Origin of the sequence: Streptomyces sp. NPDC059909, from assembly GCF_042730885.1 — a bacterium.
Classification (GTDB): Bacteria; Actinomycetota; Actinomycetes; order Streptomycetales; family Streptomycetaceae; genus Streptomyces.
Window position 1 is genome coordinate 1 of sequence record NZ_JBHWKX010000061.1, and the last position, 26,998, is coordinate 26,998.

Annotated in this window: 24 protein-coding genes and 7 tRNA genes; 10 read left to right on the forward strand and 21 right to left on the reverse strand. The window is 72.6% G+C overall.

Annotated elements, in window-relative coordinates; genetic code table 11:
• Positions 1-422: 422 nt before the first annotated feature.
• Both ACFV9O_RS30525 and ACFV9O_RS30530 read right to left on the reverse strand, forming a co-directional pair.
• Positions 423-494 (reverse strand) — tRNA-Val (locus ACFV9O_RS30525).
• A gap of 39 nt (positions 495-533) precedes the next feature.
• Positions 534-995, reverse strand: coding sequence for an SRPBCC family protein (locus ACFV9O_RS30530; protein WP_385423472.1), 462 nt, complete (start codon positions 993-995; stop codon positions 534-536).
• Between the two features lie 105 nt (positions 996-1,100).
• On the opposite strand from ACFV9O_RS30530, the gene ACFV9O_RS30535 reads away from it, so the two are divergent.
• Entirely contained in the window at positions 1,101-3,641 is a 2,541-nt protein-coding gene (locus tag ACFV9O_RS30535; RefSeq protein WP_385423474.1) for an SCO7613 C-terminal domain-containing membrane protein, read from the forward strand.
• 77 nt (positions 3,642-3,718) lie between these two features.
• On the opposite strand, the gene ACFV9O_RS30540 is transcribed toward ACFV9O_RS30535, so the two are convergent.
• Together ACFV9O_RS30540 and ACFV9O_RS30545 are read right to left on the reverse strand one after the other, a co-directional pair.
• A tRNA-Val gene (locus ACFV9O_RS30540) sits at positions 3,719-3,793 on the reverse strand.
• A gap of 78 nt (positions 3,794-3,871) precedes the next feature.
• Entirely contained in the window at positions 3,872-4,351 is a 480-nt protein-coding gene (locus tag ACFV9O_RS30545) for a TIGR02611 family protein (protein ID WP_385423476.1), read from the reverse strand.
• 189 nt (positions 4,352-4,540) lie between these two features.
• Here ACFV9O_RS30545 and ACFV9O_RS30550 point away from each other — a divergent pair, with 189 nt between their 5' ends.
• Positions 4,541-4,954 carry an SsgA family sporulation/cell division regulator gene (locus tag ACFV9O_RS30550; protein WP_003959770.1) on the forward strand — a complete coding sequence of 138 codons (414 nt, stop codon included), beginning with the start codon at positions 4,541-4,543 and terminating at the stop codon, positions 4,952-4,954.
• A 201-nt stretch (positions 4,955-5,155) separates the two neighbouring features.
• The gene (locus tag ACFV9O_RS30555) at positions 5,156-5,719 is read left to right on the forward strand and encodes a CGNR zinc finger domain-containing protein (RefSeq protein WP_385423478.1); all 564 of its coding nucleotides are present in this window, start codon (positions 5,156-5,158) and stop codon (positions 5,717-5,719) included.
• 24 nt (positions 5,720-5,743) lie between these two features.
• Here ACFV9O_RS30555 and ACFV9O_RS30560 read toward each other — a convergent pair whose 3' ends face one another.
• Positions 5,744-5,896, reverse strand: a complete 153-nt coding sequence (locus ACFV9O_RS30560) for a hypothetical protein (RefSeq protein ID WP_262003992.1) — start codon at positions 5,894-5,896, stop codon at positions 5,744-5,746.
• Positions 5,897-6,276: 380 nt separating this feature from the next.
• Complete coding sequence (locus ACFV9O_RS30565; RefSeq protein WP_385423544.1) at positions 6,277-6,720, reverse strand: hypothetical protein; 444 nt, start codon at positions 6,718-6,720, stop codon at positions 6,277-6,279.
• A 190-nt stretch (positions 6,721-6,910) separates the two neighbouring features.
• On the opposite strand from ACFV9O_RS30565, the gene ACFV9O_RS30570 reads away from it, so the two are divergent.
• Complete coding sequence (locus ACFV9O_RS30570) at positions 6,911-7,432, forward strand: DsbA family protein (RefSeq protein ID WP_385423481.1); 522 nt, start codon at positions 6,911-6,913, stop codon at positions 7,430-7,432.
• A gap of 87 nt (positions 7,433-7,519) precedes the next feature.
• On the opposite strand, the gene ACFV9O_RS30575 is transcribed toward ACFV9O_RS30570, so the two are convergent.
• Genes ACFV9O_RS30575 through ACFV9O_RS30585 form a run of 3 tightly spaced genes read right to left on the reverse strand, consistent with a single transcriptional unit; the run spans position 7,520 to position 10,300 of the window.
• Entirely contained in the window at positions 7,520-8,365 is an 846-nt protein-coding gene (locus tag ACFV9O_RS30575) for a GNAT family N-acetyltransferase (protein ID WP_385423483.1), read from the reverse strand.
• Between the two features lie 58 nt (positions 8,366-8,423).
• A complete protein-coding gene (locus ACFV9O_RS30580) occupies positions 8,424-9,254 on the reverse strand; it encodes an aminotransferase class IV (protein ID WP_385423485.1) in 831 nt (276 codons plus the stop codon).
• Positions 9,254-10,300, reverse strand: a complete 1,047-nt coding sequence (locus tag ACFV9O_RS30585; RefSeq protein WP_385423487.1) for a chorismate-binding protein — start codon at positions 10,298-10,300, stop codon at positions 9,254-9,256. The genes ACFV9O_RS30580 and ACFV9O_RS30585 overlap by 1 nt, the downstream gene beginning before the upstream one ends.
• 201 nt (positions 10,301-10,501) lie before the next feature.
• Here ACFV9O_RS30585 and ACFV9O_RS30590 point away from each other — a divergent pair.
• The 5 genes from ACFV9O_RS30590 (at position 10,502) to ACFV9O_RS30610 (ending at position 10,958) form a co-directional block, all read left to right on the forward strand.
• Positions 10,502-10,574, forward strand: a tRNA-Gly gene (locus tag ACFV9O_RS30590).
• A gap of 38 nt (positions 10,575-10,612) precedes the next feature.
• Positions 10,613-10,686 (forward strand) — tRNA-Cys (locus ACFV9O_RS30595).
• 1 nt (position 10,687) lies between these two features.
• Positions 10,688-10,759 (forward strand) — tRNA-Val (locus tag ACFV9O_RS30600).
• A gap of 21 nt (positions 10,760-10,780) precedes the next feature.
• A tRNA-Val gene (locus tag ACFV9O_RS30605) sits at positions 10,781-10,852 on the forward strand.
• 34 nt (positions 10,853-10,886) lie between these two features.
• Positions 10,887-10,958: transfer RNA gene (locus ACFV9O_RS30610), tRNA-Val, on the forward strand.
• A gap of 54 nt (positions 10,959-11,012) precedes the next feature.
• On the opposite strand, the gene ACFV9O_RS30615 is transcribed toward ACFV9O_RS30610, so the two are convergent.
• The 4 genes from ACFV9O_RS30615 to ACFV9O_RS30630 all read right to left on the reverse strand — a co-directional run bounded on the left by ACFV9O_RS30615 (position 11,013) and on the right by ACFV9O_RS30630 (position 13,597).
• On the reverse strand, positions 11,013-11,291 hold the full coding sequence (locus tag ACFV9O_RS30615) for a zf-TFIIB domain-containing protein (protein WP_385423489.1): 279 nt from the start codon (positions 11,289-11,291) through the stop codon (positions 11,013-11,015).
• A gap of 52 nt (positions 11,292-11,343) precedes the next feature.
• A complete protein-coding gene (locus tag ACFV9O_RS30620; protein ID WP_385423491.1) occupies positions 11,344-12,300 on the reverse strand; it encodes a phosphotransferase family protein in 957 nt (318 codons plus the stop codon).
• 632 nt (positions 12,301-12,932) lie between these two features.
• The gene (locus ACFV9O_RS30625; protein ID WP_385423493.1) at positions 12,933-13,139 is read right to left on the reverse strand and encodes a hypothetical protein; all 207 of its coding nucleotides are present in this window, start codon (positions 13,137-13,139) and stop codon (positions 12,933-12,935) included.
• A gap of 188 nt (positions 13,140-13,327) precedes the next feature.
• The gene (locus ACFV9O_RS30630; RefSeq protein WP_385423495.1) at positions 13,328-13,597 is read right to left on the reverse strand and encodes a hypothetical protein; all 270 of its coding nucleotides are present in this window, start codon (positions 13,595-13,597) and stop codon (positions 13,328-13,330) included.
• Positions 13,598-13,829: 232 nt separating this feature from the next.
• Here ACFV9O_RS30630 and ACFV9O_RS30635 point away from each other — a divergent pair, with 232 nt between their 5' ends.
• Positions 13,830-15,062 carry a serine/threonine-protein kinase gene (locus ACFV9O_RS30635; RefSeq protein ID WP_385423497.1) on the forward strand — a complete coding sequence of 411 codons (1,233 nt, stop codon included), beginning with the start codon at positions 13,830-13,832 and terminating at the stop codon, positions 15,060-15,062.
• A 436-nt stretch (positions 15,063-15,498) separates the two neighbouring features.
• Here the strand turns inward: ACFV9O_RS30635 and ACFV9O_RS30640 are convergent, their stop codons facing one another.
• The 8 genes from ACFV9O_RS30640 to ACFV9O_RS30675 form a co-directional block, all read right to left on the reverse strand.
• Positions 15,499-16,395, reverse strand: coding sequence for a TrmH family RNA methyltransferase (locus tag ACFV9O_RS30640; RefSeq protein ID WP_385423498.1), 897 nt, complete (start codon positions 16,393-16,395; stop codon positions 15,499-15,501).
• A gap of 64 nt (positions 16,396-16,459) precedes the next feature.
• The gene (cobA, locus tag ACFV9O_RS30645; protein ID WP_385423500.1) at positions 16,460-17,710 is read right to left on the reverse strand and encodes a uroporphyrinogen-III C-methyltransferase; all 1,251 of its coding nucleotides are present in this window, start codon (positions 17,708-17,710) and stop codon (positions 16,460-16,462) included.
• A gap of 369 nt (positions 17,711-18,079) precedes the next feature.
• Positions 18,080-21,514, reverse strand: a complete 3,435-nt coding sequence (gene cobT / locus ACFV9O_RS30650) for a nicotinate-nucleotide--dimethylbenzimidazole phosphoribosyltransferase (RefSeq protein ID WP_385423502.1) — start codon at positions 21,512-21,514, stop codon at positions 18,080-18,082.
• A gap of 349 nt (positions 21,515-21,863) precedes the next feature.
• Positions 21,864-23,168 carry a precorrin-6y C5,15-methyltransferase (decarboxylating) subunit CbiE gene (gene cbiE / locus ACFV9O_RS30655; RefSeq protein ID WP_385423504.1) on the reverse strand — a complete coding sequence of 435 codons (1,305 nt, stop codon included), beginning with the start codon at positions 23,166-23,168 and terminating at the stop codon, positions 21,864-21,866.
• Positions 23,169-23,246: 78 nt separating this feature from the next.
• Complete coding sequence (locus tag ACFV9O_RS30660; protein ID WP_385423506.1) at positions 23,247-23,879, reverse strand: GNAT family N-acetyltransferase; 633 nt, start codon at positions 23,877-23,879, stop codon at positions 23,247-23,249.
• A gap of 196 nt (positions 23,880-24,075) precedes the next feature.
• Complete coding sequence (locus ACFV9O_RS30665) at positions 24,076-24,951, reverse strand: MetQ/NlpA family ABC transporter substrate-binding protein (RefSeq protein WP_385423508.1); 876 nt, start codon at positions 24,949-24,951, stop codon at positions 24,076-24,078.
• Between the two features lie 73 nt (positions 24,952-25,024).
• Complete coding sequence (locus ACFV9O_RS30670; protein WP_385423510.1) at positions 25,025-25,693, reverse strand: methionine ABC transporter permease; 669 nt, start codon at positions 25,691-25,693, stop codon at positions 25,025-25,027.
• A complete protein-coding gene (locus ACFV9O_RS30675; protein ID WP_385423512.1) occupies positions 25,690-26,754 on the reverse strand; it encodes a methionine ABC transporter ATP-binding protein in 1,065 nt (354 codons plus the stop codon). Before ACFV9O_RS30675 ends, ACFV9O_RS30670 begins: the two co-directional genes overlap by 4 nt.
• Between the last annotated feature and the right edge of the window lie 244 nt (positions 26,755-26,998).

Sequence of the window (26,998 nt, forward strand, 5' to 3'; positions counted from 1 at the left end):
CCGGTGCAGGACCAGCCGGACAGGGACCCGGACTCGAACCCGGGATTGGTGAGCAGATTCGCGGCCTGCGCGGTACTGGGCAGGGCGATGGCGGCGGCCGCGGCCAGCAGCGCCGCGCTGAGCCCGGCCAAGAGCCGGTGTCTGGAACGCACGTGACCTCCCGGTGTGGGGTGGGGATGGTTCGGCGGACCTGTCGCGGCGCCACGATTGGTCTGGACCTGCCAGGCGGATTGAAGCGAAGTGTCGCGTCCCCGTCAAGAGCGCGCGGGGGTCCCAACTCGCCCCGGTCATGGCGGTTCTGGCGATCGGTCGGAAACGCGCGGGGCACGCCGACCCTGTCGGCCGCGCCGGCTGCGAGGCCGCCGCACCGGCCGGAAAATGATCGAGGCCGGTCCGTCGAGTGACGGACCGGCCTCTCCCGGTGGGCGATACTGGGTTCGAACCAGTGACCTCTTCGGTGTGAACGAAGCGCTCTCCCACTGAGCTAATCGCCCGGGAACGCACTGAACCATACAGGTACCGGCGGGTTTCCTTCAAACTCCCTTCGGGTCTCCCCGCAGATACTCGGCGAGTCCGCGCCGCCCGCCGCGCATCATCAGTGCGTGGTTCGCCCGGAAGGCCGGACGCCCCGGCACGGCCAGCAGCCGCATCAGCCTGCGCCGCACCTCCACCTCCTGGTCGTAGCGGGCGCGCGTGCCGCCGCCGACGCGCGGCACCAGGGTCCAGCGGGCCCAGCCGACGAGGTCGCCGGCGAGCTCCACCTCCAGGACCCCGGAGTCGGGATCCCGCAGGCGCTCGCGGGCAGTGACGACGAGGTCGTAGGGGAGGACGGAGCGGAAGCGGGCAGTGCCGCTGCGACCGTCCACGGGAATGACCTCGCGGACCTGCGGCCACCAGCGGGGGTAGTCCTCCACCCGCTCCAGCACGGTGTAGACGAGGCGCGGCGCGGCGGACAGCTCCCAGATGCTGCGGAAGCGGTAGTGATGCCAGTCCATGCCCGGATTCTGCGCAGCGAGGGCCGTACTCACGCGCGATCTGAGTATCCGCCTGAGTATCCGCGCGCATATCGGATTCATGTGTCGCACACCACACTGCTCGCCATGGAGAACGAACTGCCGCCCGCCGAGGAACTGCGGCTCCTCGACGGTGAGCTGGCTCAACTCGACGCGCGACGCGCCCAGTTGCTGGTCCGCAGGGCGTGGCTGGTGCAGACGCTGCAGGCGATGCGGACGGCGCACCGGCCGAGCGCCGCGGCAGGGGCCGGCGGGCCGGGCGGTCCCGGTGGCCAGGTCTGGCCTCCGCGCCCCGCTCCCGACACCTCGCCCCCGAGCGCGCAGAACGTGCTGCTCACCCTGGGCGGGATCCTGCTGACGATCGCCGCGATCGCCTTCACCCTGGTCAGCTGGGGCCACATGGGCATCGGCGGACGTTCCCTGGTGCTCGGCGCGGTGACGGTGGCGGCGCTCGCGACGCCGGTCCTGCTGCTGCGCCGCGGGCTGACGTCGACCGCCGAATCGGTGGCGGCGCTGGGTCTGGTCCTGATGGTCCTCGACGCGTACGCCCTGCGCCGCGCGGCACTGCCGCAGACGCACGCCGTGGGGTACGCGGCCGTCGCCTCGGGCGCGCTGGCCGCGCTGTGGGCCGCCTACGGGCTGGCCCTGCGCAAGCTGCGCACCCCGCTGCCGGTGGCCGTCGTGACCGTACAACTCCCGCTGCCGCTCTGGGCGCTGGCGGCGGACGCAAGCGCCTGGACGATCGCGTGGGCGACGCTGGCGACCGCCGCGCTCGACGTCGCGATCGCGCTCGCCGCGAAGCCGGCGGCGGTCCGGGGGCTCGCGGTCGCGGGTGCGGTGGTCACCGGCGGCTGGTCGCTGCTGACCGGGCTCTGGCTGTCCGTGAGCGCCGGGACGGCTGCGGAGGCGGTGGAGCCGTGCGTCCTGCTCCTCGCGGCCGCGGCTCTCGCACTGGTCGCAGCCTGGCGTACGACGCCGGCCCCGATCCCGACAACGACGCCGACCGCGTCGCCGCAGGAGCAGCCGAACGGGCCGCAGACCACACCCTCGGCAGCGAGGGCGACGGCGGCAGCCGCGATGGCGACGGTGGCGGGGCTGGCCCTGATCGCAGGCATCGGCGGCGTACTCCGCCCCGCGATGCCGGACGACTGGGCCGTGCCCGGGTACCTGGTGTGCGCCGTCGCGCTCCTCGCGCTTCTCGCCGTCGTACGCACCCGGGCGACACGCGGCATCCTGCTCGGTCTCGGCATCGCGTCGGCCCTGGTCCACGGGGCCGCGACCGCCTGGGCCCTGCCGTACGCGGCGACCACGCTCCTGACCCCGGTCACGGTCGTCGACGACGTCTGGTCGGGCGCCGCCGGCCTGACCGCGCCGCCGCCGGGGACGGACACCGCCCCGCTGGTCCTGGCCGCGGTGGCCGTCGTCCTGTGGGCGGTGCCCCGCCTCCTGCCCGGCGTGGCCCTCCCCCGCACGGCGATGTCCTGCATCGCGCTCGTCCTCGCCTGGGGCGCCGCGTTCGCCGTGCCCGCGACGCTGTCCCTGCCGTACGCGGCCACGCTCGCGGTGCAGCTCGTGGTGGTGACGGCGGCGTCGGCACCGGCGGTTCGTGCCGGCGCCCGGGACCGGACACCGGGCGGTGACGACGCCGGGCGTCCCCGCCCGGGTGCCACGGCCTTCACCGCGCTCGTCTGCGGCCTGGCCGGCGGACTGAGCGTGGCGCTGCTCGGGCTGGCCACGCGGCCCGCCACGTTCGCCGTGCTCGGTGTGCTGACCGTCGTGACCGTGGCGGCGGCGTTCGTGACGCGCGCGTCCGTCCAGGCCGTTCTGGCGTGCACGGCGGTCGTGTGGGCCACCGGGCTGGTCGGGGCCACGGCCGCGGCCGCCGGCCTGCCCGCCCACCAGGCCGCCGTCGCGCTCCTCGCGGTCCCCGCGGCCACCGCGCTGCTCACGGCCATCCGCCTGCGCCGTCACGCCGTCGCGCTGCCGGTCGAGCTCACGGGAGCGGTGGCCGGGCTGGTCGCGATCGGTCTGGCGGTGCCCCACGCGCCCACCCTCGCGCTGGTGCTCGCACTCGCGGGCGTCGTCGCGGCGGGCACGGCCGTGCGGGCCGAGCGCCGCCCCGCCGCCGGGTACGTCGCCGCGGTGCTGTTCGTGGCGGCCACGTGGGTGCGGCTCGCGGCGTCCGACGTGTCCACGCCCGAGGCGTACACGCTCCCGGTGACCGTTCCGGCGCTCGCCCTCGGCCTGCTGCGCCGGCGCAGGGACCCTGAGGCCTCGTCGTGGGTCGCGTACGGTCCCGGCCTGGCGGCGACCCTCGTGCCGAGCCTCTTCGCGGCCTGGGGAGACCCGCACTGGCTGCGCCCGCTGCTCCTCGGTGCGGCCGCCCTCGCGGTCACGCTCGCGGGCGCCAGGCTGCGGCTGCAGGCCCTGCTGGTGCTCGGCGGGCTGACCCTGACGCTGGACGCGCTGCATGAGCTCGCCCCGTACGTCGTCCAGGTCGTCGGCGCTCTCCCGCGCTGGCTGCCGCCCGCCCTCGCCGGACTGCTGCTCCTCGCGGTCGGCGCGACGTACGAGCAGCGTCTGCGCGACGCCCGCAGGCTCCGGGACACCCTGACCCGGATGCGGTGAGCGGGCTCGCGACGGGGCGAACGGGTGAAACGCCGAAGGCCCCGGAGACTCTCGGTCTCCGGGGCCTTCGGTCCGGGTGGTGGGCGATACTGGGTTCGAACCAGTGACCTCTTCGGTGTGAACGAAGCGCTCTCCCACTGAGCTAATCGCCCGGGCGCACCGCACACATTACCGCATGTCAGCGGCGCCCCATGACCATGGGCACGACCATCGGGACGTCGCCCCGGGGGTCACTCGTCGATCTTCCAGGGCATGACGAACCCGAACTTCCAGACGTAGATCCCGATCAGCACAGCCATGATCACCAGACCGATCGTGGTCAGGATGATGTTGCGCCGACGGACCCTGGGATCGAGAGCCCGCTGTGCGGCCTCGGTCACCTTCCGCTTCGTCCAGCGCAGGACGAGCTGCGCCCAGACGAACTCGGTGGCCCAGATCGCCATGCCGCCGAAGATCACCAGCCAGCCCGGCCCGGGCAGCGGCAGCATGATCACGCCGGCCACCACCACGGCGAGGCCGACGATGAAGACGCCGACCTGCCAGCTCACGTGCAGCGTCCTGCGCGCCTTCACGAACTCCGGCGCCCTGGATCCGAGCGGCCGCTCCTGGGCCGTCCCGTCCTCGCTCGCGTCCGTGGTCACGTCCCCCGTGACAGGATTCGCGGCCGACCTCGCGGCCGCCTTCTCCCGCTCGTCACTCTCCGCATTCATGAGCCCCAAAGTACCTGACGGGAGGCCTCGCCGGAATGACCGCACGGTCGTAGGTCGGACTCCTCCGTACGGGGTACCTGAAGGATCACAAAACAGACAGAGGGGTTTACAACGGCACCGTAGGTGGCATGTCGATTTCGCCGACGTGCGAATCCCCGAGCGCACACTGAGCGAAAGGCCCTGGCGCTTATGAACACCACGGTCAGCTGCGAGCTGCACCTGCGCCTCGTTGTATCGAGCGAGTCCTCACTGCCTGTACCCGCGGGCCTGCGGTATGACACGGCCGATCCTTATGCCGTGCACGCCACCTTCCATACCGGAGCCGAGGAGACGGTCGAGTGGGTGTTCGCCCGTGATCTCCTCGCCGAGGGGCTGCACCGGCCCACCGGCACCGGCGACGTCAGAGTCTGGCCGTCGCGCAGTCATGGCCAGGGCGTCGTCTGCATCGCGCTGAGCTCCCCGGAGGGCGAAGCCCTGCTCGAGGCCCCGGCACGGGCCCTCGAGTCCTTCCTGAAGCGAACCGACGCCGCGGTACCACCGGGCACCGAGCATCGCCACTTCGATCTCGACACGGAGCTCTCGCACATCCTGGCCGAAAGCTGAGCCAGACCGAGGGCTGCTCGGCGCCGTCCGACTCGGGGAGACGGCGCTGTGCGGAAAACCGCATACGGCATACGTCATACGGCGGCGCTGTCACCGCGGATCACCCCGCAGTGACGGCGCCGTCGCGTGCGTCGGCGAGACGCTAGAGTCAGCGCAATTCGGTGGGCGACGCCCGCCCGCAACCTGGCCAGGGAGCGAATCGTGCTGATCCCCCACGACACCCGCATCGCCCTCGACACCGTCGTCGATCTGGTGAACACCGCGACGCCGGAGCGAGCGGAGGGCGATGAGCTCACGGACGTCTCGTCCCTGTACGACTTCGTACGAAGCCACAACGTCAGCGGAGTGGGCGAGCTGGGCGAGGCCGATCTCGACTCCGTACGTGAGATACGGGGCCGCTTCGCGGAGGTCTTCGCGGCGAAGGACCCCCGTACCGCGGCCGAGCTGATCAACCAGCTCGTCGCCGCCGCGGGCACCACGCCGCAGCTCACGGACCACGACGGCTACGACTGGCACGTCCACTACTTCGCGCCCGGCGCCTCCGTGGCCGACCACCTCGCCGCCGACTGCGGCATGGCGCTGGCCTTCATCGTCGTCGCGGGCGAGCAGGAGCGGCTGCGCCGCTGCGAGGCGCCGGACTGCGGGCGCGCCTTCGTCGACCTCTCGCGCAATCGATCCCGCCGCTACTGCGACAGCCGCACCTGCGGCAACCGTCTGCACGTCGCCGCCTACCGTGCGCGCCGCAAGGAAGCGGCGGCCGGCTGACGGTCGGCGTGCTCACAGGGGACCTCACAGCAGAAACAGGTCGTGGACCGCGGCGATGAGCAGCAGACAGCCGATCACCGCGAGGAAGATCATCAGGGGCGGCTGAGAGAGCGCGAAGAGACAGCCACGCGGCTCGTCGGCGGGGGCGGGGGTCTGGCCCCGGGAGGTATCCAGCATCTCGGGGCGATGATGTCGCAGCGCGGCCCGCGATGATCGAACAACACGCCTTGCGATACGGCGAGTTCATCACATCCCGTGGTCACGAGGGCGTAGGCCGGTGCGCGGCCTGGAGTCCTGGACCCGCTCTGACGCGTAAATACGAACCGGCGTGGGCAAAACCGCAGGTAGCTGACCTCGCCTCCTGTGTTGCCACCCCGCGGCGCGGTGTTGATCAAGGGCTACGGGGCGTTTGTGCTGCCCATTTACCCGTCCCACGGCGGGCGGCGAAGCCGCCCTGGGTCGCTGACCTGCACCTTCGCCCTGATGGCTCCGCGGGATGCCGTGCGCGCGTCAACTCGCCGCGCCGGTACGGATGTTGACCGGGCCGGCGCGGCGGGTCAGATGCCGTGCTTCTTCAGGATCGCCTCGATGTCGCTGAAGTCGTCGCCCGGGTCGGCGGCGCGCTTCTTCCCCTTCGGCGGCGAGGCGGGCCGGGACGCGCTGCCGAGAGCCGGGGAGCCGGCCGGGGCCGAGGCCGACGGGGCGATCGCCCCGGGGCGCGCCGTGTCCTCGGCGGCCTTGCCCAGGGCGCGGCGCTCCGCCACCCGGGTCGTCATGAAGAGCACCCAGGCGAGCCCGAGCACGCCGACGCCGACCCATGCCGTCGGGCTGAACGCCGTGGCGGCGAGCCACTGGACGGCACCCGTCAGCACCAGGCCGAGCGGCACCAGCGCATACGCGGCGATCCGGGCCGCGGTCCGGAATCGCTTCCGGTACGCCGTGATCGCGGCGATGCCCAGCCCGGCCGCGGACACCGCGGAACAAATGGTCTCGGCAAGCATCCGGTCCTCCAGGCCTGTACGGGCGGGTACGTCCCTTCCATCCTGCACTGCCCGGGCCCCTCCGGGCCACGGTGCGCCCCTACCTCAGGGAGATCTCCGGGACGGGAATCCTCCCCAGGTCCCGGTCGGCCGGGCCGGAAGCGGTCGGTCCGGGTTGGGGTGGCCCGCCGGCGGCTGTAAGACTGGCCCCATGAGCGACACCTCCCCCGCCGTGCCCATCGTCATGGACGTGTGGTGCGAGCTGCAGTGCCCCGACTGCCGCACCGCCCTCGCCGATCTGCGCGCGCTGCGCGAACGCTACGGCGACCGGCTCGAGCTGCGGCTGCGCCACTTCCCCCTGGAGAAGCACGCGCACTCCTTCGCCGCCGCGCAGGCCGCCGAGGAGGCCATGGCGCAGGGCCAGGGATGGCCCTACGTGGAGGCCGTGCTCGACCGGGTCGGGGAGCTGGACGGCAAGGGCGAACCGTTCCTCGTGGAGGCCGCGCGCGAACTCGGCCTGGACGCGGAGGAGTTCGACACCGCCCTCATCGACGGCCGCCACATCCTGATCGTCGACGCCGACCAGGCCGAGGGCAAGGCGATCGGGGTCACGGGCACGCCGACGTACGTCATCGGCGGCGAGCGCCTCGACGGCGGCAAGAGCCAGGAGGGCCTGCGCGAGCGGATCGAGGAGATCACGGACCGCCTCCTCGCGGCGGCGCAGGACGCGTAGAATCCGGGGCTCCGCCCCGGCGCGCCCCACGGCGGGCCCGGGTGTGTCCGGCCTCGAACGCCGGACGGACCGCACGGGAGCCCCGTACTACAGCAACTGCTTGAAGTAGTTGATCTGAGTCGTCCGGTAACCGAGCGACTCGTACAGCCCGAGCGCCGGGGTGTTGCCCGCGAAGACGTGCAGCCCGAGCCGTGACGCCCCGGCCTCCGTACGGGCGACGCGCTCCGCGAGGAGCATCAGCGCCCGCCCGTACCCACGGCCCCGGTACGCGTCCGCGACCTCGACGTCGTACACGTACGCGCCCTGCTCACCCGGGTGGAGTTCGCGCTCCGCGACCCAGACGTGCCCCACCGTCGTGCCGTCGGCGACCAGAACGTCCAGCCAGGCGCCGCGGGTGGCGAGTCCGTCGGGCAGGAGATCGCGGTGGTCGGACTCGGACTTCGCTCGGGCCTGCTCCGGCGGCACCCCGCGGGTGACCCATGACTGCGTGTAGCTCTCCACCGCGGCGACCAGCCACTCCCGGAACTCGCCGTCGGTCATGGGCCGCCCCTCGACCCCGAGGGGCAGCGCGGGCGGCGGGCCGTCGGGCAGTTCCTTGATCATGTTGCGGCCGCGCTCCGTGTACCCGAGCGCGGTGGTCAGGCGCAGCGCCGCGGTCTCCTCCACCGGCACCGAGGTGAGGATCTGCGTACAGCCCCAGCCGCGCAGCACCTCCTCGGCGGCGAGCGCCGCGACCGTGCCCCGTCCGCGCCGCCGGTCGCGCTCGTCGATGCGCAGAAACCGTACGACGCCCGCCGACGGGCCGAGCCCGGGATGGGTGGCGAGCTCGATCGATCCGACGGGCCTGCTGTTCACGCAGACGTCGTACGTACGCGACCGGACACCGCCGTCGCTGCGCTGAAGCGGCCCGGACGGCCGCAGGGTGGTGGTCATCAGGGGTGTTCTACCTGTCCCGTGGCCGCCCGTCACCAGGTTTTGCCGGGCGACCGGCTCACGGCACCCGCGGATCGGGGTCGGCCGCGGCGTGGTCCTCGAAGATCCGCATGGCCTTGGCGGTCAGCGGACCGGGCGTCGGGGACAGTTCGCGGCTGTCGACACGGTGCACGGCCTGCACATCACGGGTCGTGGAGGTCAGGAAGATCTCCTCGGCCCGGTCCAGCGCGTCGAGCGGCAGATCCGCCTCCAGCGCCCCGGTCCAGTCCATCGTCAGGGCACGGGTGATCCCGGCGAGGCAGCCCGAGGAGAGGGGCGGGGTGTACAGCTGGCCGTCGAGGACGACGAACACGTTGGAGCCGGTGCCCTCGCAGAGCTGCCCCACCGTGTTGGCGAAGAGCGCCTCGGACGCGCCCTGCTCATGGGCGCGGGCGAGGGCAACGACGTTCTCGGCGTACGAGGTGGTCTTGAGGCCGGCCAGTGCACCTCGCTCGTTGCGGGTCCACGGGACGGTGATCACGGCGGTGGTGTCGGGGCGGCGCTTGGCCTCGGCGGCCGCGACGACGAGGGTCGGGCCCTTGTCGCCCCGGTCCGAGCCGAGCGGCGAGAACCCGCCGGTGTAGGTGATGCGCAGCCGGCCGAGCGGCATGGGATTGGCTTCCAGGACGGCCTCGCAGGCGCGGCGCACCTCGTCGTGGTCCGGGTCGGGCAGGCCGAGACCGCGGGCCGAGCGAGCGAGCCGGTCGATGTGGCGGGTGAGGGCGAAGGGCCGTCCCTCGGTCGCCTTGACGGTCTCGAAGACACCGTCGCCCACGGTCAGCCCGTGGTCGAACACGGACACCAGCGCGGTGTCGGCGTCCCGCAGCCCGCCGTTGACCCAGATCCTCATCACGCGGTCCTTCCACTCTGCGCGTACGTACCCGACGCTACCGCGAGCAGCCGCGCGGCCTTCAGCTCGGTCTCGTCCCACTCGCGCTCGGGGTCGGAGCCCCAGGTGATGCCGGCGCCGGTGCCGAAGCGCAGGACGCCCTGGGCGCGGTCGATCCAGAAGGTACGTATCCCGACCGCGAGCTCGCCGGTGCGGCGGTCGGCGTCCACCCAGCCGACGCCCCCGCAGTACGGCCCGCGCGGCGCCGTCTCCAGGGCCTCGATGATCCGCAGGGCGCTCGACTTGGGCGCCCCGGTGACCGAGCCGGGCGGAAAGGTGGCGTCGAGCAGCTCGCGCCAGCCCGCGTCGGTGGTGAGCTCGCCGCGCACGGTGGACACCAGGTGGACCAGCCCCGGGTGGGGCTCGACGGCGCAGAGGGCCGGCACGGTCACCGAACCGGTGGCACAGACCCGCCCCAGATCGTTGCGGACCAGGTCCACGATCATCACGTTCTCGGCGTGGTCCTTCTCCAGCAGATCCGCGGCCGTGCGGCCGGTGCCCTTGATCGGCCCGGACTCGACCGTGCGGCCCTCGCGGCGCAGAAAGAGCTCGGGCGACGCGGTGGCGATCTCCACACCGTGCGCGGGCAGCCGGATCGTTCCTGCGTACGGGGCGGGGTTGCCGCGCGCCAGCAGGGCCGTCAGGGCGTCGACGTCGGCGGCGTCCGGGTCCGGCAGGGGTGCGGACAGGACGCGGCAGAGGTTCGCCTGGTAGACCTCGCCGGCGGCGATGTACTCACGGATCCGGCGCACGCCCGCGATGTACGCGGCCCGGTCCAGCGACGACGTCCAGTCCTCGGCCGCGGGCCCGCGCCAGGCCGCCGGGTCCGGCTCGGGCACCGGTGAGGGCCGCACGTCGCCGAAGCGAGCGCAGGTGAGGCGGCCCTCGAAGTCCGCCGCGACGGCCCAGAAGCCGGAGGAGTCGAGGGCCTCGGGGTCACTGGTGACGTCCCTGAGGTCGGTTGCGACGAGGCCGCCGAAGCGGGCCAGAGGAGCGAGGTCGTGCACGGCTGAGAGTCTATGGCGGGCCGGTGACGCCCGCTGCGGGCCTGCTCCGGGACGGTTTCCGCCGGCTGCGACCTGCACCCGGTGGTGAACCCGCCGTGAACACAGCTCAGCACGCTGCGGAAACGCGTTTTTGTGCTGGCCCGGGAATCCGCTAGAGTTCAACACGTCGCCGGGACGCGAGAGCGGACCGGGAAACGACAGGCGGACGTGGCTCAGTTGGTAGAGCATCACCTTGCCAAGGTGAGGGTCGCGAGTTCGAATCTCGTCGTCCGCTCGAAGTGGGGGATCTTCCCGAGAACCCCTGCAGCTCCTGGTGGAGTGGCCGAGAGGCGAGGCAACGGCCTGCAAAGCCGTCTACACGGGTTCAAATCCCGTCTCCACCTCCAAGGACGATTAGCTCAGCGGGAGAGCGCTTCCCTGACACGGAAGAGGTCACTGGTTCAATCCCAGTATCGTCCACTGGACCTGCGAGGGTCCCCCGCGCGATTAGCTCAGCGGGAGAGCGCTTCCCTGACACGGAAGAGGTCACTGGTTCAATCCCAGTATCGCGCACGCAGTACCCATGGCCCCCGGGCCATGGTCCCGAGGACGATTAGCTCAGCGGGAGAGCGCTTCCCTGACACGGAAGAGGTCACTGGTTCAATCCCAGTATCGTCCACAGCCCGGAGCCCCCGGCCGCCCAGTGCGACCGGGGGCTCCGTCGTGTGCCCGCTCAGGAGGAGAAGAGCATCCGGCCGAAGCTCCGCTGGCGGTGGTGACCGCCGTGGTGGCCGTGCTGCGGGGCACCCCAGGCCGGCGCGGCGGGCGCGGGGTAGGCCCCCGGCGCCGGAGGCGCGGGCGGGGCCTGCTGGGTCCACTGGGACTCCAGGCGGGTCAGCGCCTCCAGCTCGCCGTAGTCGAGGAATATCCCCCGGCAGCCGCTGCACTGCTCGATCTGGACGCCGTTGCGGTTGTAGGTGTGCATGGGTGCATGGCACTTGGGACACTGCATGAGTCGCCTCAGCTCCTCGCCGTTCGGATGGTGGTTTCAGCCTACGACGGGATCATGCCTCCAACTCGGGCGGGAGGGAGGCAATTCGGGCGCAGGCGTCGACCATCATCCGTTCCACGTCGTCGAGATCGCGGTCTTCCGCGGCACTCTTGGCGACGGCCAGGGCGGCGGTCTGCACGGTCAGGGCGCGGGCGGGGACGTCGAGTTGGGGCCAGGGGTCGTACGGCGCGGGCGGGACGGCGGGACCTCGAGCGGCCCGGTACGCGGTGAGGAAGCGGGTCCAGACGTCGGGCGGCAGGAGCCCTGCCGCGTACCAGGCAGCGGGGCGGGCGAGGTCCCAGGCGGGGTCGCCGAGTCCGAGGTCGTCGACGTCGATGAGCAGCCAGGAGCCGTCGTGTGCGGGGTGACGGACGAGCTGCCCGAGATGCAGGTCTCCGTGACAGAGCCGGGGCGGGCGGGGCGAGGGAGCCTCGTCACGGGCCCAGGCGGGGAGAGTGCGCCAGGCGTCGAGGACGGGCCGGGCGCCAGCGTGGTGCGCCCGCACTGCCCGTGCGACGGCCGCGGCGGCCTTCGCCGGGCCGCGCATCGGAGGCAGCGGGCCGGGCAGCCCGTCGTACGGCACGAGGTGGAGCCGGGCGAGGAGGGCCCCGGCCTCCTCCCACGGGGCCGCGTCCGGGTCCCCCGGGTTCACGGGCGTCCCGTACGGCCAGGCGGTGACGGGGCGCCCGTCGAACGCGGGGGCAGTGTGCGGGATAGGCGGCAACAGGATCCCGGCGAGACGCGGGTGGGCGGCGACGGCGACGCGCACGTCGTGTCCGTCGGGATCGGTGCCGGCGGCGTGCGCCTTGGCGACGGCCGGCCCGTGCCGTACGACGACCCCGTCCTCGCGCTCGGCCAGCACGTCCGCGCCCCGCCCGCAGGCCCGGCACGCCGCCTGCCCCGGCACGTGGGCGGCGCCCCGCGCGACGTCCGAAAGCACGCCCACCAGCGTGCTGTTGCCCTGCTCCACGCCGCGAGCTTACGGGGCCGGGTCGTCCGCCGACTGCGGCCCGGTGGGTGGCTTGCGCCCACCCGTTCTCCCCAGGACTTCATCCTGGGGGACCCCCAGCGAAACGACCGCCCACAAACCCACGGCGATCCGCCACCCACCGGGGCGAGCCCAACCGGGTGCGCACGAAGGGGGACGCGCAGGGTCGTGTTCTGGACGTAAAGGGCCCGCAACTCGCGCGAAGCGCGGTGAGGACCGACAGTCCAGGACACGAGCCCCGGAGCGGACCCCAACGGCAACCGATCCGGCACGGCGCAACCCCATCCACCCAGGCCGTCCGGCGATTGAGGACGGACACGCCTGGACACCCGCGGCACCGGCCAACCCCGAGCACCCGCCCACCGCCACGGCACCGGCACCGGCACCGGTCAACCCCAACGGGCCGAACGGCACCCGACCCGGCACCGGTCGAGGCCGACCAGTCCGGTGGGGGTTGGAGAAGGGGGCCACGGCCCCCTTCGCTCCACATTGGCGTTGGCCGGCCAGCTCCCCAGCTGACCGGCCGAACGCTGTCGTCCGCCGCACCCCCGTCCCCACGGGGTATGGGTGGGATGTCCCCGACCCGGGCCGCTCTCCCGGGTCCGGGGCGCCGCTCAGCGCCCCAGCATCACGCCCACGGACGACGCCTGTGTGACCACCGCTTCCCAGCCGCCGAAGACGACGACGAGCAGGGCCGCGAGAGGAAGCACCATCGCCGTCGCCACCAGCGGGTGACGTCGGCCGGACGGGCGGTCGCCGAACGCGGCGAAAGCCTTGCGTCCCTGCGTGCGGATCATGGTCCGCGATGCCGTGTCCGCCATGGTTCCTCTCCTGTCGTGGTTGACAGCGGCGAGTGCCTGACCTCGGGGGACGAGTGCTCCACCCGCCGCTTGACCTCAACACTAGGGACACGGCCGGCCCGGGGCGTCATGCCCGCGTACCGATTGCCGGGCCTCCCGGAGGATGAGCCACCGGCCGCTCATGTACTCCCCTGGGTGGAGACGTGGACCTAGGCCTGAGGGTCTTCCCGGAGGGGACGCCTGGGCAGGTCCTCCGAGGAGTCCTCCCGCGGCACCGGCTGCTCGACCAGCGCCAGCACCCGGTTGGCCATGAAACGGGCCGTCCGCACCACGGTCCCGTTGCGCGTGACTTCGCTCACTTCCACCACCCCGCGCCGCACCGCCGTCTCCACCCGGCGCCCCGCCCGGCTTGCCACCACTTCGTACGTCCTCGTCGTGTCACCCGCGTCCACGACTATCTCCACGCGGTCACCCTTCATCGATCCAATCCCCCTTCTGCGACGGACCATTGGGAAATCGCACGGACCGGAAGCCCTGGGCCGACGGCTCCCTGACCACCCTTCAAGTTTCCCATCCGGCACTGACAATCGTTCGGCCCGCGAGGGCGCGGCCTATGAGCACACCGGGCTACGGATACGTAAGCTGTGCCACGTCAAACGGATAACCGCGGCTGCGGGGGTGGGGTCTCCCCACCGTAGGTAGGGGACGGACATGGCGATGATGCGGCTCCGGCGCGAGGATCCGCGTGTCGTCGGCTCGTTCAGGCTGCACCGGCGGCTCGGCGCGGGCGGGATGGGGGTCGTGTACCTCGGTTCCGACCGCCGCGGGCAGCGTGTGGCACTGAAGGTGATCCGGCCGGATCTGGCGGAGGACCAGGAGTTCCGTTCCCGCTTCGCCCGCGAGGTGTCCGCCGCACGGCGGATCCGGGGCGGCTGCACGGCCCGGCTCGTGGCGGCCGACCTCGAGGCCGAGCGGCCCTGGTTCGCCACCCAGTACGTGCCCGGGCCCTCGCTGCACGACAAGGTGGCCGGGAACGTCCCGCTCTCCGCGGCCGAGACGGCGGCGATCGGGGCGGCGCTGTCGGAGGGCCTGGTGGCCGTCCACGAGGCCGGGGTCGTGCACCGTGACCTGAAGCCGTCGAACATCCTCCTCTCCCCCAAGGGCCCGAGGATCATCGACTTCGGCATCGCCTGGGCGACGGGGGCGTCCACGCTCACGCACGTCGGTACGGCGGTGGGCTCGCCCGGCTTCCTCGCGCCCGAGCAGGTGCGCGGCGCCGTGGTCACTCCCGCGACCGACGTCTTCTCGCTGGGCGCGACGCTCGCGTACGCCGCGACCGGCGACTCCCCCTTCGGGCACGGCAGTTCCGAGGTCATGCTCTACCGGGTGGTGCACGAGGAGCCGCAGCTGCACGGCGTGCCGGACGCGCTGGCTCCGCTGCTGCGGGCGTGTCTGGCGAAGGACCCGGACCAGCGTCCGAGCACCCTGCAGCTGTCGATGCGGCTGAAGGAGATCGCCGCGCGCGAGGCGCAGGGGCTGCTGCCCGACGTGCGGCCGCCGGCCCAGCGCGAGCGGGCGGAGCAGGAGCTGTCGTCGGGACGGCACACCGCCCGGTACACCGAGCGGAACACGCAGGGGCGCCCGGCGGGGACCGCGGGAGCGCCCGTGCCCCGGGACCGGAACTCCGGTCCGTCCCATCCGTCGCGCCCCTCGGGGTCTTCGCGCCCTTCGGGGCCGCGCACGGGCGACTCGCGCCCGTCGCAGTCCCGGGGCGGCGCGGGCACGGGTGGCCGTCCCGCCGCCTCCCGGCCCGGGGTACGGACGACGTCCACCGGGCGCAGGCCCGCCAATCCGCGGCTGTTGCGTCAGCGGATCTTCGTGTTCGTCGTGGTGACCCTGGTCGTGGCCCTGGGAATCACGCTGGCGCAGGGCCTGCGGGGCTAGCAGCACCCCGAGGTCCCCTCCGGGCTTCGAGGGCCAGGCGGTGTCCGGGCGGCCGGTGGCGACCGCGCAGTGCGCCGGCTCCAAGAAGAGGGACACACCGTCGACCCCGAGGACCTGGCCCACATCGCGCCGTACCTGACCGAGCACATCCGCCGCTTTCGGCGAGTACTCCACCCACGAACTCGGCCTCCAGCCCGAGGCGTACGACCCTCACCTGGACGTCGACTTCAGTCCGCTCCGCGGTGACGCCTTGCCCGGCGCCGACGGCTACGACCAGGCGGCGTGATCACCCGCGTCCGTTCGGGTCAGGTCCTGCGCGGTCGCAGTGGCGCAGGCGAGGGTGCCATCAGTCGGTGCGGTAGCTGGGCATCAGGGAGGCCGGTAGCGGCTGCCCGCGGAGCTTGAAGCAGCGGTGGATGGGCCCTCGATCTTCCGATCACTCGGGCTTCGGCCGGGTTGCGTAGAACGCGACGGCGGAGGCCGCTGCCACGTTGAGCGAGTCGATTCCCGCCGCCATGGGGATGCGCACCCACTCGTCCGCTGCTCGAAGCGCGTACGTGGAGAGTCCGTGACCCTCGGACCCGAGCATGAGGGCGCACTGCTCGAAGCGATCCGGGTTCAGCTCATCGAGTGGGGTCGCCTTCTCGTCCGGGGTCATGGCGAGGATGTGGTACCCGGCCTCGCGGACGGTGTCGAGCCCCGCCGGCCAGTCGTCGAGGCGTGCGTACGGGACGGTGAAGGTGGCACCCATCGAGACCTTGATCGCTCGCCGGTAGAGGGGGTCCGCACAGTCCGGCGACAGCAGGATGGCCTTGATCCCGAGGGCGGCGGCGCTGCGGAAGGCAGCCCCGAGATTGGCGTGATCGACAAACCCCTCGAAGATCGCGATACGGTGACCTGCGGAATCCTGTAGACCCGAAGCGAACATCGTGCCGATGTCGGTGTGGTCGTCGACCGCCTCCATGTCCACGACCCGGCGGGCGCCCTGCAGCAGCTCGTCGGCCGTCGGCAGCGGCTTGCGCTGCATGGAGGCCAGCGCGCCGCGGTGCACGTGATAGCCGGTGACACGTTCGGCGAGCTCCGGGCTCACGGCGTACACCGGGGCCGGGAGCTCGTCGATGACATCGCGCATGACGTCGACCCACTTGGCCGAGAGCAGCATCGAGCGCATCTCGTAACCGGCGTCCTTGGCCCGTCTGATGACCTTCTCACCCTCGGCGATGAAGAGGCCCTCGGCGGGCTCGCGCTTGCGCCGCAGCTCGACGTCGGTCAGGCCCGTGTAGTCGCGCAGACGCGGGTCGTCGGGATCGTCGACGGTGATGAGATCAGCCACAGGGTGATACTGCCTTGTCCGGGGGATGGTGCCAACGGCTCGGGCGGGGATTGGTTACCGCTGGTTACTTCTGTGGGCCCTCGGCGACGACATCGCCGATGACGATGACGGCCGGGGGCCGCACGTCCTCGGCCGCGACCGTCTCCGCGACCGTCGCGAGCGTGGCGTTCACGCGGCGCTGGGCGGCCGTCGTGCCCTCCTGGACGAGGGCGAGCGGGGTGTCGGGTGCCTTGCCGTGGGCGATGAGCGCCTCGGCGATCGCGCCGATCTTGTCGACGCCCATGAGGATCACGAGGGTGCCGGTCAGCTTGGCGAGCGACTCCCAGTCGACGAGGGAACGCGGGTCGTCCGGCGCGACATGGCCGCTGACGACCGTGAACTCGTGCGCCACGCCGCGGTGGGTGACCGGGATGCCCGCGGCGCCGGGGACGGAGATCGCGCTGGAGATTCCGGGGACGACCGTGCAGACGATGCCCGCTTCGGCGAGTGCCTGGGCCTCCTCCATACCGCGGCCGAAGACGAACGGGTCGCCGCCCTTGAGGCGGACGACCGACCTGCCCGCCTTGGCGTGCTCGATCAGCGCGTTGTTGATGGCCTCCTGGGCCATGAAGCGGCCGTACGGGATCTTCGCGGCGTCGATGACCTCGACGTGCGGGGGGAGTTCGTCGAGCAGGTCGCGCGGGCCGAGGCGGTCGGCGATGACGACGTCGGCCTCGGCGAGGAGGCGGCGCCCCCGGACCGTGATCAGGTCGGGGTCGCCGGGGCCGCCGCCGACCAGGGCGACGAAGGGGGCGCGGGCGCGGTGGTGGGGGGCGACGAGGGAACCGTCGCGGAGGCCCTCGACGATGGCGTCGCGCACGGCGGCGGAACGGCGGGGGTCCTTCCCGGTGAGGACCGCGACGGTCACGCCCTCGCTGCGGCCGGTGGCCGGGGTCCAGGCGGTGGCCGCCTCGGCGTCGTCGGAGCGTACGCACCAGGTCCTGGTGCGCTCGGCCTCGGCGGACGCGGCCTCGTTGGCGGCGGGGTCGGAGGTGGCGACGAGCACGTACCAGGAGTCGGTGAGGTCCCCGTCCTGGTAGCGGCGCTTCGTCCAGGTGATCTCGCCGGCCTCGGCCATGGCCTCCACGGAGGGAGTCGCCGACGGCGAGATCAGCGTGACGTCGGCGCCGGCCCCGATGAGCGCCGGGAGACGGCGCTGGGCGACCTGGCCGCCGCCGATGACGACGACGCGCCGTCCGGAGAGACGGAGTCCTACGGGGTACGCGGGGTGCTCGTCGTGCGCGGGGCTGTCGGCTTGCTTGGCGGACTCGGCCATGGCGGTGCGGCTCCTCGGGGCGGCGGTGCGGGGCCGCTGCGACGGTGAAGCGGCTGGTGGGGACGGGGATGAGGGGTCCTGGCGACCACGATACGGCGTCGCGGTCGCCGGGTTGCGCGGTACCGGGGGCCCATGCGGCCCGGCGCCCGGGGGTCGTTGCCCGTGTGCGGCCCGGTGGGTGGTTCGTGCCCACCCGTCCTCCCCCCAGGACTTCGTCCTGGGGGACCGCAGCGGAACGACTGCCACAAACCACCGGGGTCAGCCCTCACCGGTCACCCCGACAGACCCAGTCCGTCCGGCGCTCGAGGACGGAAACCCCCGGCCACGCCCGCGGCACCGGGCAAGCCCCCGGTACCGCGACCGGCGGGGCTATTTCTCCGTGACCCCCGCGGAGTCGAACGTCGCCACCTCGTGCATCGCGCGGGCCGCGCTCTGCACCAGCGGCAGGGCCAGGAGCGCACCCGTGCCCTCGCCGAGGCGGAGGTCGAGGTCGACCAGGGGGCGCAGGCCCAGCTTGTTGAGGGCCGCGACGTGGCCGGGCTCCGCGCTGCGGTGGCCCGCGATGCAGGCCGCGAGGGCCTCGGGCGCGACCGCCCGGGCGACCAGCGCCGCGGCGCCCGCCGACACACCGTCCAGGACGACCGGCGTACGCAGCGACGCACCGCCCAGGATGAAGCCCACCAGCGCCGCGTGCTCCAGACCGCCCACCGCCGCGAGGACGCCGATCGGGTCGGCCGGGTCGGGCCGGTGGAGGTCCAGCGCGCGCCGGACCACGTCGACCTTCCGCGCGTGCATCTCGTCGTTGATGCCGGTGCCGCGCCCGGTGACCTCCGCCGCGTCCACCCCCGTGTACACGGAGATCAGCGCGGCCGACGCCGTCGTGTTGGCGATGCCCATCTCACCGGTGAGCAGCGCCTTGTTGCCGGCGGCGACCAGGTCTCGGGCAGTCTCGATGCCGACCTCGATCGCGGCGAGCACGTCGTCGCGCGTGAGCGCCGGCCCCGTGGTGAAGTCGGCCGTGCCCGGGCGGACCTTGCGCGGCAGCAGGCCGGGCGTGGCCGGCAGGTCGGACGCCACGCCGACGTCGATGACGCACACCTCCGCGCCGACCTGGTTCGCGAAGGCGTTGCACACCGCTCCGCCACCGAGGAAGTTCGCGACCATCTGGCCGGTCACCTCCTGGGGCCAGGCGGTGACGCCCTGCGCGTGCACGCCGTGGTCACCCGCGAAGATCGCGACCGCCGCGGGCTCCGGGATGGGCGGAGGGCACATCCGGGACAGTCCGGCCAGCTGTGCGGAGATGATCTCCAGCATGCCGAGCGCCCCGGCGGGCTTGGTCATCCGCTTCTGCCGCTCCCAGGCCTCACCGAGCGCCTTGGCGTCCAGGGGACGGATGTTGGAGACGGTCTCCTGGAGCAGGTCGTGCGGCTCCTCGCCGGGCAGGGCGCGGCGGCCGTACGTCTCCTCGTGGACGACCCAGGACAGGGGGCGGCGCTTGGACCAGCCCGCCTGCATCAGCTCGGGCTCCTCGGGGAACTCGTCGACGTAGCCGACGCACAGGTACGCCACGACCTCGAGGTGCTCCGGGAGGCCGAGCGTGCGGACCATCTCGCGCTCGTCGAAGAAGCTGACCCAGCCGACGCCGAGGCCCTCGGCGCGGGCGGCGAGCCAGAGGTTCTCGACGGCGAGGGCCGAGGAGTACGGGGCCATCTGCGGCTGGGTGTGCCGGCCTAGGGTGTGGCGGCCGCCACGTGTCGGGTCGGCCGTGACCACGATGTTCACCGGCGTGTCGAGGATCGCCTCGATCTTGAGTTCCTTGAACTGCTTCGCCCGGCCCTTCGGCAGCGACTTGGCGTACGCCTCGCGCTGACGCTGCGCCAGTTCGTGCATCGTGCGCCGCGTCTCGGCGGAGCGGATGACGACGAAGTCCCAGGGCTGCGAGTGGCCGACGCTGGGCGCGGTGTGCGCGGCTTCGAGGACCCGCAGGAGAACCTCGTGCGGGATGGGGTCGGAGCGGAAGCCGTTGCGGATGTCGCGGCGCTCGCGCATCACGCGGAGCACGGCCTCGCGCTCGGCGTCGTCGTAGCCGGGGGCGGGGGCCGACGCGGGAACGGGGGTGCTGCCGGTGCTGGTGACGGCGTGGTCGTCCGGGACGACGGACTCCGACGGAGGCTCCGCTTCCGCGGCCGCCTGCGGTTCCGCGGGCTCGTCGAGCAGCTCGGGCTCGCCCGTGGGTTCCTCCAGGGGCTGCGCGGGCGGCTCGTCGTAAGCGCCGCCGTTGCGGGGGGCGGGTACGACGGCGATCGCCTCGGGCTCCGGCTCGGGTGCGGGAGCGGGCTCCTCGGATCCGGGCTCCTCGGACACCAGCCCTTCGGATACGGGGCCCTCGGATGCGGGTGCCTCCGACACGGGACCGTCCGACACGGGATTCGCAACGGCCGCAGGCTCGGGGGACTCCACCGGCTCCCCGGCAACGGCGGCGGGCTCGACGGCCGCTTCCACCGGCTCGGCCACCGGCTCCGCGGCCTCCGGTTCGGGCGCGACGGCCACGGGCTCCTGCACGACGGGCTGCTCATCGACGGGGTCCATCACGGCGACCGGCGACGGAGCGAGGTGCGGCGTGGTCGGGAGCGAGCCCTCCACGGGCACGAACTGGCCGACGGGTGCCGGCTCCGAAGCCATGACGGGAGCCTCGGCCCTGACCTCGCCCGGGGCTGCCGCCGGAGCGGCAGCCGGGGCCGCCAGGGCCGTGTCGGAGGCGACCTGGACGGCCTCCGGGACGACCGTTTCTGCGGCAGCCGCGACGGGCGCCGCGGGCATGGGGATCCACGGGATCGCGCCCTGCGGCGGGATCTCGCCCGGCTGCGGCGGGGCAAGGACCGCCGCCCCTTCGCGCGTGACGTCGAGGTACTCGGGACCCGTGGTCGGCGGGCCCGCGTGGCGGACATGCATGGGGTGCGGCGGCGTGTGGCCGCCGCCGGCGGGCTGCCCGGCCGGCCCGCGGTCCGAGAGGGAGCGCACGACACCACCGCCGGCGTCGGGCACCGGCGGGCCCATGTGGAGCGGGCGGCGCGTCGGCGGCGGTGTGTGGGCGGACGCGGGCGGCGGGACACGTACGCCACCGAGGTCGAGCGAACCGGAGTCACGGCCGCCGGCCTCGTGCGCGCCTGCCTCGTGCACCGCGCCCTCGTGCACCGCGCCCTCGTGCACCAGCGGCTCGGGCGCGACCTGGTGCGGTACGGGGACGGCCCGCTCGGCCATCACCTGCTCGGCCGCGACCTGCTCGTGGACCACCGGCTCCGGAGCGACGGCCGCGCCGGGCCCGGGGACCGACGCGGCCTCCGGGGCCATCGGCGCGACGGGCTCCGCCATCACCTGCTCCGCCGGCGCGGGCACCATCGGCGCCACCGGCTCCTGCATCACCGGCTCCTGCACCATCGGCTGCGGCGCCGCCTGCTGCACGGCTGCCAGAACGGCCGCGGCGGCAGCGCCCGGAGCCGCGCCCTCCATGGGAAATTGCACGGCCGGCGCGGGGGCCGGGGCCGGGGCCTGAGGCGCCACGGGAGCGACCGGCGGCACGACGGGAGGCGCGGACGCGGCCTGCGGGGCCATCGGCTGCGGCTCGCTCCACGCACCCTGCGCGCCCGGCATCAGGAGCAGGTCGTCGTCCTCGCCGGCGGGTTCGGCTGCGTGTTCGGAGGGGTCGAGGAAGGTGTACGCGCCCGGAGCGGGGATGCCCGGCTGCTCCACCATGCCTGCGTTCTCCGGCAGCCCCTCGCCCGGGATCTGGCCGGTGTCAGTCATGCGTACCCCTCGCCCATCGGTTGTGCTCCTTCAGACCTTCGCCCGGGGCGCCCGATCGCGGCACACACGTAGCGCCCGTCATGTACAAGAACGAGCGTGTGCGCCGCGCGGCACGAAAGCCCACAGACACCAAGCATTGTCGTGGCCGTTCGCCTCCGTGGCAGCAGGATCCGCCACGGTTCGCTGTGGACTGCGCCACGTTGCGCATCCCCCGGTCGCGCCGTACCACAGCAGGACCCAAAAGGGTCCTCTTTTCCGGATATTGACGAACGAATCGACGAACGACCGGCAGCGGTACAACGATCGGCCAGCCTACCGCGCCGCCGTACGGCGCCGGGGCCAGGGGGCGTCAGAGAGCCTGATCCCGGCGGTGGCCGGCGAGCAGGAAGACGACCGAACGCTCGCGCTCCGACCAGGCAGCGGTGTCCAGTTCGACGGACTGGAGGAGGGCGCATTCGACGGTGTAGCCGCCGTCGGCGAGGGCCGTGCCGATCGCCTCGGCCTCGTCGCGCGTGGAGGCGTGGGTGACGATCCGCTCGGGGCGCCGGTCGGCGCAGGCGGTGACCACGGGCACTCCCCCGCCGCCGATGCGTACGACATCGGGCTCGGGCAGCCGCTCCAGCACGTGCGGCGCGCGGCCGTGCACGGTCTGGAGCTGGACGCCGTGGCGGCGCGCGGCGGCGTCGGCGCGGATGCAGGCGGCCGGGTCGTCGTCGACCGCGATGACCGCGGCGCCGAAGCGGGCGGCGTCGGCGGCCAGCTCCCCGCTGCCGCAGCCGATGTCCCAGACGAGATCGCCGAGGCGCGGGCCGAGGCGGGCGAGCTGCGCGGCGCGCAGCTGCACCGACTCGCCCTCGCCGAGCGGGTGCCGGGCCTGCTCGCCGGGCCGGACATGCTCGCCCACGTGCTCGCGGACGTTGCCCCGGACGTTTTCCCGGGCGCTTTCCCGGACGTCGTCCCGGCCGGTCTCGGCGGGCAGTGCCCAGCCGCGTACCTGCGAGGGATAGCCGGGCTCCCGCCCGGCGACCCAGCCTCCGCCGGTCACGGACGCGGCGCCGCCGATGACGATGACGACGTTCGGGTCGCGCCAGGAGTGGTCGGCGACCTTGTCGGAGGTGAGCACGGTGACCTGTTCGCGCTCGGTGCCCAGCTCCTCGCAGATCACGAAGGTGCGGTGGACGCCCTCGAGGAGGAGGGCCAGCTCGGCGGGGCCCGCGCCGGGCGACGTGAGGACGGCGACCTTGGTGTGGGCGCGGCAGACGTTGACCGCGCGCCGCAGCGTACGGCCGTGGGCGACGACGACCTGGGCGTCGTCCCAGGGCATCCCGGCGCGCGCGAATGCGGTGGCGACGGAGGAGACCGCGGGGACGACCTCGACCTCGAGTCCGTGCTGCGGCGCCCTGAGCGTGCGTACGACGCCGAAGAAGCCGGGGTCGCCGTCGGCCAGGACGACGGGGCTGCCGCGGTGCGCGGCGATCCTGCGGGCGGCGAGGTCGACGCTGCCGAGCCGGATGCGCTCGGCCCCCGCGGGCACCTCGGGGAGCGCCAGGTGGTGGGCGGCACCGGCGACGAGCGTGGCGGCGGCAAGGGCGGACCTGGCGGCCGCGGGCAGGGGTGAACCGTCCCAGCCGATCACCGTGACCCGGTCGGCCATCGTCGTCCGTCTCCTGGAGCTCGCTGAGGTCGCCGGCGGTGTCGCCGACGTTGTCGCAGGTCGTGAGCGTACCTGGTATCAGTTCCAGTCGGCGAAGGTGGAATATCCGGCATCGGCCATCTGGTCGGCGACGCCCTCGAGGTCCTCGGGGAGCAGACTCCAGACGATCAGGTCGGTCCTGATGTCCGCCCAGCCGCTCTCGGTCTGAGTGCGCGCTATGAAGGCGTTGCGCAGGACGCCCTCGCTGATGCAGCCGATCTTCTGGGCGACCTGCTGCGATGCGGCGTTGTCGGCGGCCGTGCGGAGCTCGATCCGCTCGAGCTTCTGGTCCCGGAAGAGCCACTGGGCGGTGGCGAGCGCCGCCTCGGACGCATAGCCCTCACCGCGGGCCCATGACGCGATGATGTACGAGATCTCCGTGGAGCGTACGCGCCAGTCGGTGTTGCTCAGCTGGATCACGCCGACCAGGCGCTGGGTGAGGAACTCGGTGACGGCGAGGTCTATCCCCCGGCCCGCGGCGCGTTCGGTGGGTGCGTACTCGGTGATCCAGGTGCGGGCCGCCGCCTCCGTGTAGGGCTGGGGCACCGCCGTCCAGGCGGCGACCAGTTCGTCGTTCATCATCTCGGCCAGGGCCGGCGCGTCGGCCGGCTCGAACGCGCGCAGCACCAACCGCTCCGTGCTGATGGAGATGTCCGGGAAGGTGGTAGTCATGCGCAGCTCCATGCCGAAGACCGTCGTGAACGTCGTGAAGGCCGTAAAGGCACAGCATGCAGCATCGGGTGAGGGATGTGCATGGCCGGGTCGGTACGCCGAAGATATGCCGAAGGAAACGCGGCGGTGACGCCGAAGGCCCCGCGCATCACCGGGGTGCGCGGGGCCTTCGCCCACAAGGTCCTTACGGGTGCCGTTACTTGGCGGCGGCGCCGAAGGCCGGGACGACCGAACCGTTGTAGGTGTCCTCGATGTACTTCTTCACCTCGGGGGAGTTGAGGAGCTTCGCGAGCTTCTCGACGCGCGGGTCCTTCTCGTTGCCCTCCTTGACGGCGAGGAAGTTGGCGTAGGGGTTGCCCTCCGCCTTCTCCAGCACCAGGGAGTCCTTGGCGGGCGCGAGGTCGGCCTCGATGGCGTAGTTGCCGTTGATGACGGCGGCGTCGACGTCGTTCAGGGCGCGGGGCACGGTGGCGGCCTCCAGCTCCTTGAACTCCAGGCCCTTCTTGTCGGTGATGTCGGAGAGCTTGGCGTTGGTGCCGACACCCGGCTTGAGGGTGATGAGGCCGTTCTCGGCGAGCAGCTGGAGCGCGCGGCCCTCGTTGGTGGTGTCGTTGGGGACGGCGATCGTCTGGCCGGGCTTGATGTCCTTGGCCGACGCGACCTTCTTGGAGTAGAGGCCCAGCGGCTCGAGGTGGACGTTGACGACCGGGACGATGGTGGTCCCGTTCTTCTTGTTGAAGTCGTCCAGGTACGGCTTGTGCTGGAAGAAGTTGGCGTCGACCTGGCCCTGCTGGGTGGCGGTGTTCGGCAGGACGTAGTCCGTGAACTCCTTGACCTCCAGCTTGAGGCCGGCCTTGTCGGCGAGGTTCTTCTTGACGAAGTTCAGGATGTCGGCGTGCGGCGTCGGGGACGCGGCGACGACGAGCGGCTTGGACTCGGCGGCCTTGTCGCCGGAGCCGGCCTGGGCGGCGCCCGGGTCGGAGGCGGTACCGCAGGCGGTCAGGCCGAGGGTGAGGGCGGTGGTGGCGGCCAAGGCCGCGACGAGCTTGACGTTCTTACGCGAGTTACGCACGAAAAGTGCCTCTTTCAGGTGTTGCGGTGGTGACGCCCGGACAAGGAGTGCGGGCCAGGGGTGCAGCAGAGGGTCAGGCGGTGCGGCCGCGGCGGGCCAGCAGGCGCACGACGCCGTCGCCGATCAGCTGTACGGCGGTGACGATGGCGATCAGGATGACGACGGTGATGAGCATGAACTGGGTCTCGAAGCGCTGGAAGCCGTAGGTGACGGCCTTGGATCCGAGACCCTCGCCGCCGACCGCGCCCGCCATCGCCGAGTAGCCGACGAGGACGATCACGGTGGTGGTGATCGCCGCGACGATCGAGGGCAGCGCCTGCGGGAGCAGCACCTTGCGGATGATCGTCGGGATGGAACCGCCCATGGACTGGACCGCTTCGACCAGTCCGTGGTCGACCTCGCGGATCGCCGTCTCGACGAGTCGCGCGAAGAAGGGGATGGCGCCGACGGCGAGCGGCACGATCATGGCCGTCGGGCCGATGAAGGTGCCGACCACCGCGGTGGTGAAGGGGATCAGCGCGATGAGCAGGATGATGAACGGCAGCGAGCGGCCGATGTTCACGATCACGCCGACGACCTTGTTCACCGCGGTGTTCCGCAGCAGTCCGCCCTTGTCGGTGAGGACCAGCAGAATGCCGAGCGGGAGTCCCCCGGCGACGGTGGCGACCGTGGACCACAGCACCATGTAGAGGGTGTCGATGGTGCCCTGGGTCAGCAGCGGCTGCATCTCGGACCAGGTCACTTCACGGTCTCCTTCACCAGCGGGGTGTTCTGCGCCGGAACGGCGGCGGCCGGCGCGTCCTCGTCGACGACCTCGACCTGGAGGCCCTGTTCGCGCAGGAAGCCGACGGGCACGACGTTCTCCTCGTAACCGCCGGGCAGTTCGATGCGCATCCGGCCGATCTGCTTGCCGCCGACGGTGTCCATCGCGGCGCCGAGGATCGAGATGTCGATGTTGTACGTGCGCGAGAGCTGGGAGATCACCGGCTGGGTGGCGGCCTCGCCGTGGAAGGTGACGTCGACGACCGTACGGTCCGGGCCCGAGGCGGCTCCGGTGACCGGGAACAGCTCCTGGGCGAGTTCGGAGCCGGGCGTGGCGAGCAGTTCGCTCACCGTGCCGGACTCGATGATGCGGCCGTGCTTCATGAGGGCGGCCGAGTCGCAGACCGTCTTGACGACGTCCATCTCGTGCGTGATGAGGAGGACGGTGAGCCCGAGCTGCCGGTTGAGGTCGCGCAGCAGCTGGAGGATCGAGCGGGTGGTCTCCGGGTCGAGGGCGCTGGTGGCCTCGTCGGAGAGGAGCACCTTCGGGTTCCCGGCGAGGGCGCGGGCGATGCCGACGCGCTGCTTCTGGCCGCCGGAGAGCTGTCCGGGGTACGCCTTGGCCTTGTCGGCGAGGCCGACGAGGTCGAGGAGTTCGAGGGCGCGGCGGGAGCGTTCGGCGCCGGAGACGCCGAGGATCTCCAGGGGCAGCTCGACGTTGTCCTTGACGCTGCGCGAGGACAGCAGGTTGAAGTGCTGGAAGACCATGCCGATGCGGCTGCGCGCCTGACGCAGTTCCTTGCCGGCGCGGTTGCCGCGGCCGGCGAGGGCGGTGAGGTCGACGCCGTCGACGGTCACGGTGCCGGAGGTGGGACGCTCCAGCAGGTTGACGCAGCGGATGAGGGAGGACTTTCCGGCGCCGCTGCGGCCGATGACGCCGAAGACCTCGCCCTCGCGGACGTGCAGGTCGACGCCGTCCAGAGCGGTGACGTCGCGGCCTCGCGACTGGTAGACCTTGGTGAGGCCCGTAGTGGTGATCACAGGGGTTTCCGTCACTGTCGAGTGCACGGCGTGCGGTTCCGCCGGGCACGGGGCATGTCGTCTTGGGGACAGCGGGGCGCGGCACGGATGACTGGGTGGCAGCGTGCGCGCGGGGCAGGCCGGTCCGGCGGTCTTCCGCGGACATGGCGTGGCTGTCGGGTCTCGCTTCGGGGCGCGAGGCTCAGGCGGGGGCCCTCAGAAGGCGCACATTCGACACATACAACGAGCACCGGGCGTCGTGTTC

Excerpts from the sequence above, each read along its gene's own strand:
- ACFV9O_RS30530 (WP_385423472.1), bottom strand. The coding sequence starts at position 995 with ATGGACTGGCATCACTACCGCTTCCGCAGCATCTGGGAGCTGTCCGCC.
- ACFV9O_RS30535 (WP_385423474.1), top strand. The coding sequence starts at position 1,101 with ATGGAGAACGAACTGCCGCCCGCCGAGGAACTGCGGCTCCTCGACGGT.
- ACFV9O_RS30545 (WP_385423476.1), bottom strand. The coding sequence starts at position 4,351 with ATGAATGCGGAGAGTGACGAGCGGGAGAAGGCGGCCGCGAGGTCGGCC.
- ACFV9O_RS30550 (WP_003959770.1), top strand. The coding sequence starts at position 4,541 with ATGAACACCACGGTCAGCTGCGAGCTGCACCTGCGCCTCGTTGTATCG.
- ACFV9O_RS30560 (WP_262003992.1), bottom strand. The coding sequence starts at position 5,896 with ATGCTGGATACCTCCCGGGGCCAGACCCCCGCCCCCGCCGACGAGCCG.
- ACFV9O_RS30565 (WP_385423544.1), bottom strand. The coding sequence starts at position 6,720 with ATGCTTGCCGAGACCATTTGTTCCGCGGTGTCCGCGGCCGGGCTGGGC.
- ACFV9O_RS30570 (WP_385423481.1), top strand. The coding sequence starts at position 6,911 with ATGAGCGACACCTCCCCCGCCGTGCCCATCGTCATGGACGTGTGGTGC.
- ACFV9O_RS30575 (WP_385423483.1), bottom strand. The coding sequence starts at position 8,365 with ATGACCACCACCCTGCGGCCGTCCGGGCCGCTTCAGCGCAGCGACGGC.
- ACFV9O_RS30580 (WP_385423485.1), bottom strand. The coding sequence starts at position 9,254 with ATGAGGATCTGGGTCAACGGCGGGCTGCGGGACGCCGACACCGCGCTG.
- ACFV9O_RS30615 (WP_385423489.1), bottom strand. The coding sequence starts at position 11,291 with ATGCAGTGTCCCAAGTGCCATGCACCCATGCACACCTACAACCGCAAC.
- ACFV9O_RS30625 (WP_385423493.1), bottom strand. The coding sequence starts at position 13,139 with ATGGCGGACACGGCATCGCGGACCATGATCCGCACGCAGGGACGCAAG.
- ACFV9O_RS30630 (WP_385423495.1), bottom strand. The coding sequence starts at position 13,597 with ATGAAGGGTGACCGCGTGGAGATAGTCGTGGACGCGGGTGACACGACG.
- ACFV9O_RS30635 (WP_385423497.1), top strand. The coding sequence starts at position 13,830 with ATGGCGATGATGCGGCTCCGGCGCGAGGATCCGCGTGTCGTCGGCTCG.
- cobA (WP_385423500.1), bottom strand. The coding sequence starts at position 17,710 with ATGGCCGAGTCCGCCAAGCAAGCCGACAGCCCCGCGCACGACGAGCAC.
- cobT (WP_385423502.1), bottom strand. The coding sequence starts at position 21,514 with ATGACTGACACCGGCCAGATCCCGGGCGAGGGGCTGCCGGAGAACGCA.
- cbiE (WP_385423504.1), bottom strand. The coding sequence starts at position 23,168 with ATGGCCGACCGGGTCACGGTGATCGGCTGGGACGGTTCACCCCTGCCC.
- ACFV9O_RS30660 (WP_385423506.1), bottom strand. The coding sequence starts at position 23,879 with ATGACTACCACCTTCCCGGACATCTCCATCAGCACGGAGCGGTTGGTG.